The organism is Bilifractor sp. LCP21S3_A7 (assembly GCF_052118825.1).
Taxonomy (GTDB): Bacteria; Bacillota; Clostridia; order Lachnospirales; family Lachnospiraceae; genus Bilifractor.
The window spans coordinates 158,933-173,623 of sequence record NZ_JBQKGL010000002.1; the positions used below are offsets into that span (position 1 = coordinate 158,933).

The following is a 14,691-nucleotide window of genomic DNA, read 5'->3' on the forward strand; positions in this document are numbered from 1 at the left end:
TAATAGAATAAATAAAGGAGAACATGCCATGTTTAAGTTCCGAAGGTGGATAACCATACTAGATTCAAGAAATAAGGATGAGATTAACAAAGCCGAGGATCGTTTAAAAAATGCCGGGCTGCGCATAAAGACCTGGGCTTCCGAACCCATGCCCGTCGGAGGGTGCGGCGCACAGATGCGGCCCGCGGACTGGAGCGGGATAAAGCCGGCAGTCCGGCCGCGAAACGAGATGCTCTATCATCTCGCCGTTACCGCCGATGAGGAAGAACATGCACGTAAACTGCTAAAATCTTCTAACGAAAAAGGTGACAGTCATGACCTTTCTCTCTGATATTCATGTCAATATTACGGATTGTTTTTCTTAAAGAAAGAGGTGTTTTCCATGAAATTTTATATGCCCGTAAAGCTTTATCAGGAAGTGAATTGCGTAAAAAATCACGCGTCAGAAATAGCCGCACTGGGCAGCAGGGCTGTCCTCGTCACCGGCGGCAACTCTTCCAAGAAGAACGGATCGCTCTCAGATGTTGAAGGTGTTCTCGATGATTCCGGAATTCCCTTCACACTTTTTGACGGTGTTGAGCAGAATCCTTCGACAGATACCGTGATGAAAATCCGGGATCAGGCCGTGGATTTCGGCGCCGACCTCTGTATCGGCATCGGCGGCGGCTCCTCGCTTGACGCGGCAAAGGCCGCAGCACTGATGATCAAAAACCACGACAAGGGAATCGACTATCTCTACGAAAAAGGAAACCCTGTCGATACCATTCCCGTCATCGAAGTTCCCACCACATGCGGAACCGGCTCAGAGGTCACGGCAGTATCTGTCCTTACGAACCATAAGACCAATACCAAAGGCTCCATTCCATACAAGATTTTTCCGTCGCTTGGCCTTGCTGATCCGGGATATCTCAAATCGCTTCCTCTATCCATACTGAGAAATACCGCTGTCGACGCGCTGGCTCATCTGTGGGAGAGCCTGATCAACGCACATTCTGACAGCTACAGCAACATGACGGCGGAAGCCGGCCTGAAGACATGGTCATTGAACAGAGATATTCTCTCCGGAATGGTTCGGGCGTCCGATAGGGATTTTTCGAACCTAATGACCGCATCTGTCCTGGGAGGAATGTCGATCGCCCAGGTCGGGACCACGATTCCTCACGGTCTTTCCTATGCGCTCACCTTAAACGCCGGTATCCCTCACGGACAGGCATGCGGATATTTTGAGGCCGGCTATCTGTCTCACGCAGATAAGGATCTCCGAGATAAAGCTCTCTCCCTCGCCGGATTCAAGGATCTCGACGACTGGCGCGAATTTTATTCTGAAGTAAGTGAGCAGCTCACCGTAAGCGATGAGGTTCTCTCCCGTGCCGTCGATGAGCTCCAGGAATCCAAGATGGCACTCGCCCCGTTTCACTGCGACAGGGAAATTCTTAACGAGATAGCAAGGGATCTTTAATCTGCTCCGAAAAAGGCTACTCAGGTTATAGACATAAAGAACACAGCTATGCCGATCAATACCATGATGCGCATTGATATAAAAAGATAATTATTAATGCCCTGTCCGGAATCGCTTCGTCTAACGATTCCGGGCAGGGCATTTCCTCTAAGCGGACACCGCGAAATGTCGCGTTTTATCTCGTTGTCACGACTTTTTATCAAAATACGGTGCCAGCAGTGCTGCGACATTGGAAATGGGCATGGTCTGAAGGATAATTTTGCCCGGACCGCGGACCACCGTATTAAAAACGCCCTCTCCTCCCAACAGCATATTTTTCACACCGGGTACCGTCACCACTTCCATACTGCAGCTTTCATCCATGGCTGCAAGATAACCGGTATCTACAATCATTTCCTGTCCTTCCTGCAGGATGTATTCACAGCCGAACCCATCGATCTCAATAAATGCGGTTCCCTGTCCGGAAAGCTTCTGCATGACAAAACCTTCTCCCCCAAAGAGACCTTTGCCAAGGCTTTTCTGGAAGTACATAGACAGCTCCACACTTTCCTGTGCGGCAAGATATGCCTTTTTCTGCACGATTACGCTTTTACCCGGTGAAATCTCAATTGCATTGATAGATCCTGGAAAGCTGGACGCAAAGGCAATCATACCCTCTCCATTCTGCGCCGTATAACGATTCTGAAAGATATTCTCACCAGAAAACATTCTTCCGAACATTTTCTTGATCCCTCCGCCGGAAGTCGTTTCCATTTTCATATTCGGACTCATCCAGCTCATGCTTCCGCTCTCCGTCATCATAGACTCTCCGGCCTGAAGATAACACTCCACCACAGGAAGACTTCCGCCTTTTATTTCATACCTCATGAATCTCTCCTTTCTCAGAATCCGCTGACTCTGTAAACGATAAACTCTGTCGCGGAATTATCCGCTCTGTCCTCCGTCATACCTACAAGCACGGTGCCGTCTGACAGTCTTGCAGCTGTACTGATCCAGGGATAGTTAGTTCCGAAAAGCTCACTGTCCTCCGCCGATCCCAGGAAACTGCCGTCGCTCTTCCAGAATAACAGGTTCCGCATATTTCCATCCAGACCGATAAATCCTTTTTCCGTCTCCTGGATATCTGTAATACTGCCCAGAGACTGTTCTCCTCCAAATTCCTGGTTTCCAAGCTCCATCTGTTGATTTCCTTCGGTGTCCAAAACCCAGATGGCTTCATTCTGCGTATCCGGATCCTCGCCTGCGATGAAGATGTGGTTTTCACTCAGGCTCACAGTATTGATACTCTCGTTGGAAAAACCGGACCATGCTTCTTTCGAGGCCTTACTTCCGTCAAAGACTACTTTCTCCGGTTCTGACCCGAAAAACCATGAAAGACCCCAGGTTCCGCTGCTGTGTATAACCGCCTGGTCAATATCGTCGTTTGTCGCAATAATCTGACCATCTTTTACCGTAAGCATCGGAGACATAAAGCCTGTCAGGTACAGATTTCCGTTCTGGTCTGCGGAAAGTTCTTCATAATCATCCTCCAGCTTCATGGTATTCTTCAGTGTCAGTGAGTCTCCCAGTGTGTATTCATACAAAACATTATCCAGTAATATAAACACTCTGTCACCAACCGCAGCCATCTTTCCGCTGAAAATGTCATGCGCCAGAAGCGGTTCCTCAACCGGAACCCATACAGAGGTTATCGTAGTATCCGCGATCATCTTGGAATGCTCATGATCCGTAGTGAAGGCCTCTCCCTCCCACGGCCAGGGATAATCCTCATTTCCGGTATCCTTCAGATGAAATGCCAGGTTGCTTATCAGCTTCTCTACCGCAGGATCGGAATATTCACCGGATATACTTACCTTTACCGTGGTTCCGGAACCAACATCTCTCCCCATATAGGTCAGAACCGGTTCGCCCCAGCTCGTCGTTTCAGAGAAAACACAGGGAACCCCGCCGATGTTCTTCTGCTCCACGGTCTTATCGACTGCCAGCGCGTGTGCGTCAATACCGGACGTATGGAGAAAATCCCGATAATCGTTGCAGTCTTCTACTGTCGCAGAAATATTCACAGCCGTCAGAACAGTATCCCCCTGCTTATAATCCAGCCGTCCATAGCTGCTGGTCTCACTGTCTCCCTTGTAATCTTCGTTCTCTGTCCACCCTTCCGGATAATAGATATCCCAGAGCTTCATTTCCAGATGTGTACCGCTTGTATCCCGGCTGCCGTCTGCCTCTGATTGCGGCCCTGACACACCGGCAGAAGTGCTGTCTGCTGCGGTCACACTTTGAGATGAGGTGCTCTCCGTTACTATTTCGCTTGCCGGTTTTGACGATGAACCTGAGCTGACGCCTTCACTCCCCTCTTTTTCAAAACGAAAGCTGACTCCCTCATATTCAATATACAGGTCTCCATCCTTATCGGTTAAGTCCATCGTGTCCTTGGAGTCTTTAATTATTATCCCGGTCTCTGTCTCCTCCCACTTTCCTTTCTCTACTTCATCATCGATATGTGCCTCGCAGGTCCCATCTTCATTAAATACGAAAGAAAATTCATCCATGAAATCCGACACGGCAAATTCCATCCCCGACATTTCGGCTGAGACAGCATTCCACTTCCCCAGATATTTGCTTCCCTTCATATTTTTTCCGCCGCAGCCGGCAAGAATCATTGTCGAGAGAATCAGAATACCAGCCATCAGGATGGCACAACCATTTTGTAAATATTTCCTCGTCCGTTTCATTGCAATACCTCCTTCCACATTTTTCATTCCTCGTGTATAATAGATTCAGAATCTTTAATCAGTCGTATGCGCGCTTCCGTCTTATGATTTAAATATACTGATATCGGCAGATTTGTCCCCATCTGTTTCCCCCGTTTTGATGGGAAATACTAAAAATAATAACGATTCACTCACTATCTCGATAACCTCCAGTTTTCTCGATCTCCGGAATCGTTACAAAGATTGATTCACAGGTATATGCGTATGAAAAAGCACTCAATTTTTTCTTTACTCCTCACCATGCTGCTGCTGATCGGTCAGCCGCTCCTATCCGCCTGCTCGGGAGGCAGCCGCCTGAATCCATCGGACCCGGTAACGCTCACCTTCTGGCATGTGTACGGAGAACAGGTAGACTCTCCGATGAATCTTCTGGTGCAGCAATTTAATGAAACCATCGGTATGAAAAAAGGAATTGTCATCAACGTGACCCGGATGTCCAATGCTTCCGAGATCGGAGAACAGCTTCTGGCAGCGCAGAAGGGAAAGCCTGGTGCCGGCACCATGCCCGACCTGTTTCTGTGCTACCCCGGAACGGCTTCTCTTCTGGGGCCGGAGAATCTGGTTGACTGGTCGGAATTTTTTTCACAGGACGAGCTGGATTCCTATGTGGATGCTTTTGTGGACGAAGGAATCCTGCAGAACCGCCTCTGTGTCTTCCCTGTCTGTAAATCCACCCGTCTTCTTTATGTAAATGGAACGGAGTTTGAGCGATTTCAGGAGGATACCGGCATCACCTACAGCAGCCTCCGAACCTGGGACGGCTTTTTCCGCACGGCAGCGAAATACAGGGAATGGTCGAAGGGAAAGCCCTTCTGCGCTTTTGATTACCTGGTGCAGAATGTAGATCTCAGCGCACGCGAAATGGGAGGAACGCAGATCATAAAGAACGGCTGTTACAACTGCTCCGATCCGGTGCTGCGGAGTTCCTGGAAGCAGTTTGCGGATGCACTGATCAGAGGGGACATCATCGTCTCTGATCTTTACGCCAATACACAGATGATGACCGGCGAGGTTCCTGCCGGTACCGGTTCCAGCGCAGCCATTCTGTACTTTAATGACATTGTTACCTATTCTGACAACACAACCGAGCCCATGAATCTGAAGGTGCTTCCCCTTCCCGTATCGGACCGGCCGGAAGCCGCCTCCGCTCCACTGGCTCCGCAGACCGGCTGCGGAATCTGTGCCCTCAAGACAGACAGCCTGAAGGCGGAAGCCGCCTCCGTTTTTGTTCACTGGCTGACAGAGAGCGAACGGAATCTGGATTTTGCGGCGAAAACGGGCTATTTTCCGGTAACAGAAGAAGCTTTCCAGGCAATCGACAGCTACCGCTTTCAGAGCCCCTCCTATCGTTCTGTATACAACGCCATCCGGGTCGTGAAGAACACCTGCCATTTTACTCCGCTCCCTTCGGACAGTGGGTTTATCGAAAAAACCAACCATCTTTATGACACGCTTCGTTCTATGCAGACTTCCCTGAACAAACGTTATCTCGACGGCGAGGATCCGGACACCCTTGAGCTTGAAACCTGGGAGCAGTTCTGTTCCTGCCTGGGGCCTCCGGAAAACTGAAAGGAGATGTCTGTGAAAATGACATTTTTCTCTTTTTTACATCGTAAACCAGGAGAAAGCAGCGAACTGACCAGGAAAAGGAACAGCTTGCGCTATAAGCTCTTCCAGTATATGTTTCTTCTCGCCGTACTTCTGATGGCTGCGTTCCTGATCGGACTGTCCGTCATCGTTACCGCGCTGAGGCAAAGGAACACTTTTCGTTCTTCCCTGCAAATGCAGATGACGGTCTTTTCACAGGATATCTCCTCCGAGTTTGAGACACTGGAGGCAACTGGACTTCAGATGTCACTTTCTGTTACAGACGAAATTCGGAACTACCTGAACGGAAAGCATATCTCTTTTTCAGAAATCAACGACTCCGAAGCACATCTGAGAGCACTCCAGGAATCTGTATTCGATACGATAAGAGACAGCCTTCTTCAGACAGACAGTTCCGGCGCATTTCTGCTGCTTGACGCTACCGTCAATACAGGCCTGTCCGGAGCAGATTGCTCAAGGTCAGGCCTGTATATCCGAAAAAACTCCCCCGACTCCGGTTCTGAGCTTCTTCTCTATCGCGGAATCACGGAAATCGGCAAGAAAAACAATGTCATGCCGCACCGCAAATGGACCCTGGAATTTCACACACAGAACCTTCCAGGGTATGACACCTGGAAAAGCAGCGCGCAGCCGGACACCTGCAGCTTCAGTGACATTTTTGTCCTGCCCGGAACCTCGGATAAGGTACTGCTCCTGCTGTTTCCGCTTTTTTCTCCTGACGGAACTTTTATCGGCGTCTGCGGCTTTGAGATGAATGACAGCTTTTTTCGACAGAAAATGGCCCAACCCACTACCCTGCGTCATCTCACCTGCATTCTTGCGGATATTCACAATGCTCCGGAAGGACAGGACTCCGGCACCCTGAAGATTGATCCCGCAAATTCCATGTCCTGCGGAACCACCGACGGATACTACCTTGCCCCTGCCGGTACGCTGACCGTCACCAAAAAGCTCTCCGAAAAGCAGGTACTCTGTACGGACCGCGTTACTTCCTATCTTGGAATCACAGAGAAGGTAAAGCTTGCCGGGCTCAATGAGTGGTTCCGCGCTTATATCCTCATTCCTCTGTGCGATTACCAGCGGATGATCTTTCGGGAAGCCGCCGAGGTCCTTCTGATCTTCGCTGTCCTCCTTTGTCTCTCTCTGCTCTGCTGCCGTTATTTCAGCCGGCGTCTTTTGAACCCGATTCTGAAAAACCTCGAACAGCTGAAAAACAGAGAGCAAACAGACACAGCTGAAATGATTCCTGAAATCGCTGAGCTATTTACTCTGTTCTCGGAAATAGAAAATGACAGGAAAGCGGAAACATCCGCGTTGGAAAATGAAATAGAAAACGCCCGCAAAGAGCTCAGCCGTGTGAACAGGGAATATGATGACGCCAAGCGGGAACTCTCCCGCCTGGTGTACGCACGTAAAAAAGAAGTGGATCCGGAAAGCTATCAGCTGTTTCTGAATGGACTGAACACCTTAACACGGACCGAAAAGAAAATTTTCCTCCTCTATCTGTCCGGAAAGGGAACCAAAGAGATTATGGAGGAAAACAACATCAAGGAAAGCACCCTCCGCTACCATAACCGCAATATCTACAGCAAGCTCGGAATAAATTCTATGAAGCAGCTTCTGCGTTACGCTGCTATTATGAACGGAGAAAATTCCGATTAATTCCAACTGCCGGTAATGAGCATCTCTTACAGCATCATTACCGGTCATAAGAACGTCTTGTGAAAAAACTGCCCTTTATTCCTTCCGAAAGTTCATACACAAATTCTTCAGCATCGCAATATCTGTAACCTGTATTCTTCCTCTGCCGGCGCGGATCACTCCTTCATCAGCGAGCTGCTTCAGCATCCGCGCCACGACCTCTCTGGCAGAATTGATATCTTTTGCAATCTGATCGTGTGTGACCGTGATTTCCGTGCTCCCGGTCTGTTCACATGTCTCCACGATCCAGGCGGCTATGCGCTGGTCGATACGCAGAAACAGCACTTCCTGAAAGGTCCATGTCACGTCCGAAAAGCGCCTTGAAAGCAGCTCGTAAATCATACACCGGACATAGATATTACTCTCCTTCAGCCTTGCCAGCACATGGGCCGGAACAATCAGAATCCGGCATCTTGCCTCTGCCTCCATCTGCGTGTCAAAGGTAATCTGCGACACAACGCAGGACGCGGAGAGGACATCATCCTCTCCGGTACGCAGGTGATATAGTGTAATCTCCCGTCCCTCTTCTGACGTCAGGAATGTCCGGACAGATCCGGAAAGGATACGTATAAAACCCAGGCACTCACTTCCACGTGAAAAAACCGTGCTGCCTTTATCAAAAACGCGGAGTATGATATGCTCACGAACCAGTTCCTGCTCCGCTTTTGTCAGCCTGCTCCAAAACGGCAGCGCAGCTGTCAATTCTGCGATTTCCATTTTTACAGATATATCCTGCTTCTGTCCGTTATTTTCCATATACGCCGCTCCCTTTCACACACTCTTCCGGCATTTCTCACTAACAGACTCTTTCTGGTTCAAATACACTTCCGGCTTCCGTGATTATATGAAAAGATTCACATTCGACTCCTCAGCATCTCCAAGGTAAGTGCCAACCCCGCCGATTTCCACACCGTCAATCAGCTCCTCTTTCCGTATCCCCATCACATCCATGCTCATCGAACAGGCTATGATTTTTACGCCGTTTTCCATAGCCTTTTTCATCATGTCCTCTAAGGAATCAATGTTCTTATCCTGCATAATCCGGCGCATCATGGCTGTTCCGACCCCGCCCATGTTCATATGGGACAGCTTCAGCTTTCCTGCCCCCTTCGGAAGCATTTTTCCAAACATCGCCTCTGCAGGTGCCTTTTTGATACCGGGCGCCTCCGGCTTCCGCAGTGCCGTAAGTCCCCAGAAAGTGAAGAACATGGTGACCGGGCGTCCCATAGCCAGGGCCCCGTTGGCAATGATAAACGCAGCCAGAACCTTATCCATATCACCGTCGAAAACGATGATCGTCTTTCCCTGCGGTGTATTATTCATTATAACATGATCCTCGGATGTGGGAACACTGCTTCCCGGAACCGGCACAGCCGACCCTGTGCTGTTTCCCCTGCACAAAACAGCCACATAGTCCGTCCCCTTTTTCTCATTGGACAGTAGTGTATTCCCCGTGCGGCGGCACCATGAAATAATATCCTTTGCAAAGCCCGGATCCGATGCAGTCACCTCCAGAAGGTCACCATTTTCCATCTTTTCCATGGCGCGATAGACTTCCATAATCGGTCCCGGACACTGAAGCCCCGAACAGTTAATGCGGATCTGCTTCGCCTGTTTCCTCTTCTTGCAGCCCTCTGTCTCGTTCGCGCCGGATTCCGCTTCCGCCTGTCCTGTTTTTCTATCTGTGTGCATGGTTTCCGGGTTTCTGTCATCCAACGCATCGAAACGGTCCTTTGCTCTTCCATTGCCGGCATTGCCCCCGTCTTCGCAGTCCGGATGAAGAGAACGGAAAAGTCTGGCGCCTCCCGGATAAACCTTAATATGCTCAAACCCGTGCTGTGAAAGGATTCTCGCCGCTGTATACGCCCGCACGCCAACCGCGCACATCACAATATACGATTTCTTCCGATCCAGCTCATTCAGCCTACCTCGAAGCTCTCCCAGAGGAATGTTCACGGATTCCGCCGGAGCCCACGCAAGTCTCTCCGCCTCTTCCCTGACATCCAGAATGATCTCCCCGGCATCCGGTTTGGGATCGTCCCATTCAGAAAAAGCCACCAGCTTTCGGATCACGTTTTCCGCCGCAAAAGCTGCCATATTCACCGGATCCTTGGCGGAGGAATAAGGCGGCGCATACGCCAGTTCCAGATTTTTCAGCTCTGCAATTCCGCCTCCCAGCTGCATGACCGTCCCAATGGTATCAATTCTCTTGTCAACACCCTCTCCGCCTGCGATCTGGGCTCCAAAAATCTTCTTTCCGTCCGGAGAGAACAACAGCTTCAGGATCATAGGAATCGCGCCGGGATAATATCCTGCGTGAGAATTCTGGGTGATCACAACCTTCTCATAGTCCTTTCCCCGGACCATACCGCGGCGAATCAGCTTCTTTTCTCCTGCCCCGACAGAAGCAGCCGTAAGATCAAACACACGGGCAACGGAAGCTCCCTGTGTTCCTCTGTAGCTCTCCTTTCCCCCGGCGATATTGTCCGCCACAATTCTGGCCTGCCGATTGGCCGGACCCGCCAGCGGAATCATTGTCTTCTCTCCGAAGACCGGATCGGTAACCTCTATCACATCCCCGGCAGCATAAATATCCGGATCCGATGTATGAAGCTGCTCATCTACGCAGATTCCTCCTCTTTCATTGCACATCAGCCCGGCCTGTATGGCAAGCTGACTGTTCGGGCGCACGCCTATAGAAAGAACCACAAAATCCGCAGAAAGCTCTTTTCCGCTCGACAGCTTTACAAATACCGTCTGCTCCTCCGTCCGGAACGAAGCGACCCCATCAGACAGATAAAGATCCACCCCGTTCTCCCGGATATTTTCTTCCAGAAGCATTGCCATTTCCCGGTCAAATGGGGCCATAACCTGATCAAGCGCTTCCACAATAGAGACCTGCAGGCCTTCCTTTCGCAAATTCTCTGCTGTCTCCAGTCCGATAAATCCTCCGCCTACCACAATAGCCCTGCTGCTGCGGCCGTCTGCAGCCATCTCACGAATCTTTTCTGCATCTGGAACTGTCCAGAGCGTGAAAATCCGTTCCGAATCAATTCCCGGAATTCGAGGGCGCACCGGAGAAGATCCTGTCGCAATGACCAGCTTGTCGTAGTCCTCCTCATACGTACGGTTCGAAACCAGATCAGTCACCGCAATCTTCTTCTGCTTCCTATCAATTGCTGTTACTTCATTCCGAGTTCTTACATCTACCCGGAATCTCTCCCGAAGAACCTCTTCCTTTGTCACCAGAAGCGCATCCTTTGATTTGATCACATCTCCGACATAATACGGCAGCCCACAGTTTGCGTAGGAAATATACGGTCCTCTTTCCAGAAGAACAATCTCCGCGTTCTCATCCAGTCTTCGCAGGCGGGCAGCACAGCCTGCGCCTGCTGCCACTCCTCCGATAATCACAGTTTTATTCATTTTTGTCTCCTTTTCTACCGGCTTCATACCATACTTTTTTCTTCGGGTATTGCCACAGTCCGTCTGTTTTCTTTGTCTCCGTGCAGCATTACAGACCAAGCAAATCTTCAATATTCTCTCTGGGCTGGACACCAACTGCGCTCGCCACTGCCTTTCCGCTCTTAAGAACAAGCAGGGTAGGAATACTGGAAATCCGATATGCCGATGCCAGCTCCGGTTCCTCATCCACATTTACCTTGCCGACCTTGTATTTTCCCTCTGCCTTCGCAGCCACTTCCGAAATAACTCCGGAAAGCATCCGGCAGGGTCCACACCAGGCTGCCCAGAAATCCAGCAAAACCGGTACCCCGGCCTGCAAAACCTCTCTCTGAAAATTATTCTTCGTGATTTTTATTTCCGCCATGATAAGCTCCTTTCTGCCCGACCGGGTCTTGAATAGGATTCAACGCTTTCTGATACACTTACTCTATACCTTCTTGCGGGACATTTCTGTGACAAGGTCACATAACAGAAAAAAGATAAACAAATGATGCCGCCGGACCCTGACGGGTCCGGCGGCATCTTAAAACAATCTATCATTCAGTTTATATGATTCATTCTCATTCAATGGTATTCAGATCCACGGTATAGTCTCCCGGATCCTTGGAATGAAAGAAGACCTTTACACGCTTGCCAATGATCTCCTTTCCGGGATATTCCTTCATGGAACGGCTTGTGAAGGTGTGCTCTACATGTTCCTTGAAATCGCGATATCTGCAGATCACATAGTACTCAACCCCGGAAGAGGCATCTGCACGAAGGTTTCTCGTGATTCCGATCACATCCGCAAAGATCCAGCCCCCGACAGGAATCCAGCTCGTATCCTCCTGCACCTGCTCTGCTCCGGAAGAATAAGAATTCTGCTCCGCAGCGCTGCTCTCCCCGTATTGCTGCCGGTAAAGAATCGCCGGCGTAATTCCCAGCAACAGGAGAACCGCACCGATTAACTGAAATCCGATGTATCTTACAGTACTGACACCCGCCTCACGAAATCCAAGAACAATCAGGCCTATACCGACCGCTCCCGCTATTCCTCCAAGGACTCTTAACCTTTCTAATCTCTTCTGCTTATTATCCAAAGTCTGCTCCTCTTCTTCTGGAAATTCCTCGTATTAAACGTGGAATAAATTGTACGCTATCTATTCGTGTTAAATAATAATATAGCATCCTGCGAAAAAAAGTCAAGCCGACCGGTTCCATTTCACAATTTGTTCAGAAGCCGCTGTTCCGGCAAGGTCAAAAGAACGCCGTGTTTATCGCAATTCAGCCAATCCCGGCCAGCACACCGATTCCGTGAATCAGGAGCGCCATCAGCCAGGCAATGACGCACTGGAAAATCACCATTCCAACAGCCCATTTCCCTCCGAGTTCCCTGCGAACCGATGTGATAGCCGCAACACAGGGTGTGTACAGAAGGCAGAACACCAGAAGCGACGCAGCCGCCAGCGGTGTAAGCGTCTTAAGCAGAGCTGCCGTACTGCCAAACAGCACATTCAGCGTCGAAACCACGCTCTCCTTTGCGAGGAAACCGGATATAAGCGCCGTGGATATTCTCCAGTCGCCGAATCCAAGCGGCGCAAAAATCGGTGCAATGCCTCCGGCAATGATTGCGAGGATACTTCTCGATGAATCCGCCGCAACCTGAAACTGCGGCGTAAAGGTCTGAAGGAACCAGATGACAATGCTCGCCATAAAGATAATGGAAAATGCTCGCTGCAGGAAATCCTTTGCTTTTTCCCAGAGAAGCTGCAGAACGCTCTTCGCGCCGGGCATCCGGTAATTCGGAAGTTCCATGACAAAAGGAACCGGTTCTCCCCGGAACAGCGTGCCCTTTGAAAGCAGTGCGACAAGAATACCGGTAAGGACTCCCAGAAAATACAGTCCGACCATAATCAGCCCGCCTCTGCCCGGGAAGAATGCCGCGGTGAAGAATCCGTAGATCGGGAGCTTTGCCGTACAGCTCATAAACGGTGTGAGCATAATGGTCATCTTCCGGTCACGGTCTGACGGAAGCGTACGGCTCGCCATGACACCGGGCACCGTACAGCCGAATCCGATCAACATCGGAACAATGCTTCGGCCTGAAAGTCCCAGCTTCCGCAGCAGCTTATCCATGACAAAGGCAATCCGTGCCATATATCCCGTATCCTCCAGAAGAGACAGGAAAAAGAATAATGTCACAATAATAGGAAGAAAGCTCAGCACACTTCCGACGCCCGTGAAAATACCGTCAATGACAAGGGAATGCACAACCTCGTTGACATGGGCTGCAGTCATCGCATGATCAACCACTACAGTCAGAGCGTCTATTCCCCTTGCCATGGCATCCTGAAGAAATGCTCCGATCACATTGAATGTAAGCCAGAAAATCAATGCCATTATACCGACAAATGCCGGTATCGCTGTGTATTTTCCCGTCAGGATCCGGTCAATCTTCTGACTTCTGAGCCGCTCTTTGCTCTCTCTCGGCTTAACTACTGTCTCATCTACCAGATGCCGGATGAAATCAAACCGCATATCGGCAATCGCTGCCTTGCGGTCCAGACCCCTTTCCTTTTCCATCTGAATGATGATATGCTCGATCATCTCCTTTTCATTCTGCTCCAGCTTCAGGGCATTCTCAATTCTCTGATCTCCTTCCACCAGCTTTGTTGCCGCGAACCGCATCGGTATACCGGCTGCCTCCGCATGGTCCTCGATCAGATGCATGATTCCATGGATGCATCTGTGTACCGCTCCGCCGTCCTCATCCTCACTGCAGAAGTCCTGCCTTCCGGGCCGCTCCTGATATTTTGCCACATGCAGTGCGTGCTCGATCAGCTCCTCGATACCCTCATTCTTCGCGGCTGAGATCGGCACAACCGGAATTCCAAGCATCTCCTCCATCTTGTTGATATGAATGGAGCCGCCGTTCCCCTGTACCTCATCCATCATATTCAGGGCAAGAACCATCGGTACATCGAGCTCCATCAGCTGCATTGTGAGATACAGATTCCGCTCGATATTCGTCGCGTCCACGATGTTGATGATGCCTGTGGGATGCTCATTCAGAATAAACTGCCGGGAAACAATCTCTTCGCTTGTATAGGGCGAAAGGGAATAGATCCCGGGAAGATCCGTGACACTCGTGTTCGGATGATTCCGGATTGGACCGCTCTTCTGGTCCACCGTAACCCCGGGAAAATTCCCCACGTGCTGGTTCGCCCCGGTCAGCTGATTGAATAATGTTGTCTTGCCGCAGTTCTGGTTCCCGGCCAGCGCAAAGGTCAGGGTTCTGTCAGCCGGGAGCGGATGCTCCCCAGCCTTCACATGGTACTTGCCTCCCTCTCCGAGTCCCGGGTGCTCATATCTGCGCTGCTCTTCCCGCCTTCTCTTTGCCTCGTCATCCGCGGATACCGCGCGATTCACCGGTACCAGATCGATCTGCTCTGCATCCGAAAGCCGGATTGTCAGCTCATACCCGTGAATCTTCACCTCCATAGGATCGCCCATCGGTGCATACTTCACCAGCGTGACCTCTGCATCCGGAATCAGTCCCATATCCAGAAAATGCTGCCGAAGCGCACCTTCACCTCCAACTCTGGTGATCCGCCCGGTTTCGCCGATCTCCAGATCTCTCAGTGTCTTTCTCTTTTCTTTTTCTATGCTTGTCTTTTCAGTTTTTGCTGCCATACGAATTCCTGC

General features: G+C 50.3%; 11 protein-coding genes. 4 read left to right on the top strand and 7 right to left on the bottom strand.

Going from position 1 to position 14,691, the window contains the following annotated elements:
* Positions 1-28 precede the first annotated feature (28 nt).
* Positions 29-331, top strand: coding sequence for a hypothetical protein (locus tag ACTQ1O_RS02435; protein WP_441474842.1), 303 nt, complete (start codon positions 29-31; stop codon positions 329-331).
* A gap of 51 nt (positions 332-382) precedes the next feature.
* Positions 383-1,459 carry an iron-containing alcohol dehydrogenase family protein gene (locus ACTQ1O_RS02440; protein WP_441485943.1) on the top strand — a complete coding sequence of 359 codons (1,077 nt, stop codon included), beginning with the start codon at positions 383-385 and terminating at the stop codon, positions 1,457-1,459.
* 186 nt (positions 1,460-1,645) lie between these two features.
* Here ACTQ1O_RS02440 and ACTQ1O_RS02445 read toward each other — a convergent pair whose 3' ends face one another.
* The gene (locus ACTQ1O_RS02445; RefSeq protein ID WP_441100897.1) at positions 1,646-2,326 is read right to left on the bottom strand and encodes a TIGR00266 family protein; all 681 of its coding nucleotides are present in this window, start codon (positions 2,324-2,326) and stop codon (positions 1,646-1,648) included.
* Between the two features lie 14 nt (positions 2,327-2,340).
* The gene (locus tag ACTQ1O_RS02450) at positions 2,341-4,194 is read right to left on the bottom strand and encodes a hypothetical protein (RefSeq protein WP_441485944.1); all 1,854 of its coding nucleotides are present in this window, start codon (positions 4,192-4,194) and stop codon (positions 2,341-2,343) included.
* Positions 4,195-4,437: 243 nt separating this feature from the next.
* On the opposite strand from ACTQ1O_RS02450, the gene ACTQ1O_RS02455 reads away from it, so the two are divergent.
* Positions 4,438-5,802 carry an extracellular solute-binding protein gene (locus ACTQ1O_RS02455; RefSeq protein WP_441485945.1) on the top strand — a complete coding sequence of 455 codons (1,365 nt, stop codon included), beginning with the start codon at positions 4,438-4,440 and terminating at the stop codon, positions 5,800-5,802.
* A gap of 18 nt (positions 5,803-5,820) precedes the next feature.
* Positions 5,821-7,503 (top strand): LuxR C-terminal-related transcriptional regulator, encoded by a 1,683-nt coding sequence (locus ACTQ1O_RS02460; RefSeq protein WP_441486077.1) that lies wholly within the window; start codon positions 5,821-5,823, stop codon positions 7,501-7,503.
* Between the two features lie 75 nt (positions 7,504-7,578).
* Here ACTQ1O_RS02460 and ACTQ1O_RS02465 read toward each other — a convergent pair whose 3' ends face one another.
* The 5 genes from ACTQ1O_RS02465 to feoB all read right to left on the bottom strand — a co-directional run bounded on the left by ACTQ1O_RS02465 (position 7,579) and on the right by feoB (position 14,679).
* Positions 7,579-8,298: a Crp/Fnr family transcriptional regulator gene (locus ACTQ1O_RS02465; RefSeq protein WP_441474847.1), complete on the bottom strand. Its 720-nt coding sequence runs from the start codon at positions 8,296-8,298 to the stop codon at positions 7,579-7,581.
* An 84-nt stretch (positions 8,299-8,382) separates the two neighbouring features.
* The gene (locus tag ACTQ1O_RS02470; protein WP_441485946.1) at positions 8,383-10,968 is read right to left on the bottom strand and encodes an FAD-dependent oxidoreductase; all 2,586 of its coding nucleotides are present in this window, start codon (positions 10,966-10,968) and stop codon (positions 8,383-8,385) included.
* 88 nt (positions 10,969-11,056) lie between these two features.
* Complete coding sequence (gene trxA, locus ACTQ1O_RS02475) at positions 11,057-11,371, bottom strand: thioredoxin (RefSeq protein ID WP_441485947.1); 315 nt, start codon at positions 11,369-11,371, stop codon at positions 11,057-11,059.
* Positions 11,372-11,567: 196 nt separating this feature from the next.
* Entirely contained in the window at positions 11,568-12,086 is a 519-nt protein-coding gene (locus ACTQ1O_RS02480; protein WP_441485948.1) for a hypothetical protein, read from the bottom strand.
* Between the two features lie 184 nt (positions 12,087-12,270).
* Positions 12,271-14,679, bottom strand: coding sequence for a ferrous iron transport protein B (gene feoB, locus ACTQ1O_RS02485; protein WP_441485949.1), 2,409 nt, complete (start codon positions 14,677-14,679; stop codon positions 12,271-12,273).
* Positions 14,680-14,691: the final 12 nt, after the last annotated feature.

Coding starts and splice junctions, on each gene's coding strand:
- ACTQ1O_RS02435 (WP_441474842.1), top strand. CDS start 29: ATGTTTAAGTTCCGAAGGTGGATAACCATACTAGATTCAAGAAATAAG.
- ACTQ1O_RS02440 (WP_441485943.1), top strand. CDS start 383: ATGAAATTTTATATGCCCGTAAAGCTTTATCAGGAAGTGAATTGCGTA.
- ACTQ1O_RS02445 (WP_441100897.1), bottom strand. CDS start 2,326: ATGAGGTATGAAATAAAAGGCGGAAGTCTTCCTGTGGTGGAGTGTTAT.
- ACTQ1O_RS02450 (WP_441485944.1), bottom strand. CDS start 4,194: ATGAAACGGACGAGGAAATATTTACAAAATGGTTGTGCCATCCTGATG.
- ACTQ1O_RS02455 (WP_441485945.1), top strand. CDS start 4,438: ATGAAAAAGCACTCAATTTTTTCTTTACTCCTCACCATGCTGCTGCTG.
- ACTQ1O_RS02460 (WP_441486077.1), top strand. CDS start 5,821: ATGACATTTTTCTCTTTTTTACATCGTAAACCAGGAGAAAGCAGCGAA.
- ACTQ1O_RS02465 (WP_441474847.1), bottom strand. CDS start 8,298: ATGGAAAATAACGGACAGAAGCAGGATATATCTGTAAAAATGGAAATC.
- ACTQ1O_RS02470 (WP_441485946.1), bottom strand. CDS start 10,968: ATGAATAAAACTGTGATTATCGGAGGAGTGGCAGCAGGCGCAGGCTGT.
- trxA (WP_441485947.1), bottom strand. CDS start 11,371: ATGGCGGAAATAAAAATCACGAAGAATAATTTTCAGAGAGAGGTTTTG.
- feoB (WP_441485949.1), bottom strand. CDS start 14,679: ATGGCAGCAAAAACTGAAAAGACAAGCATAGAAAAAGAAAAGAGAAAG.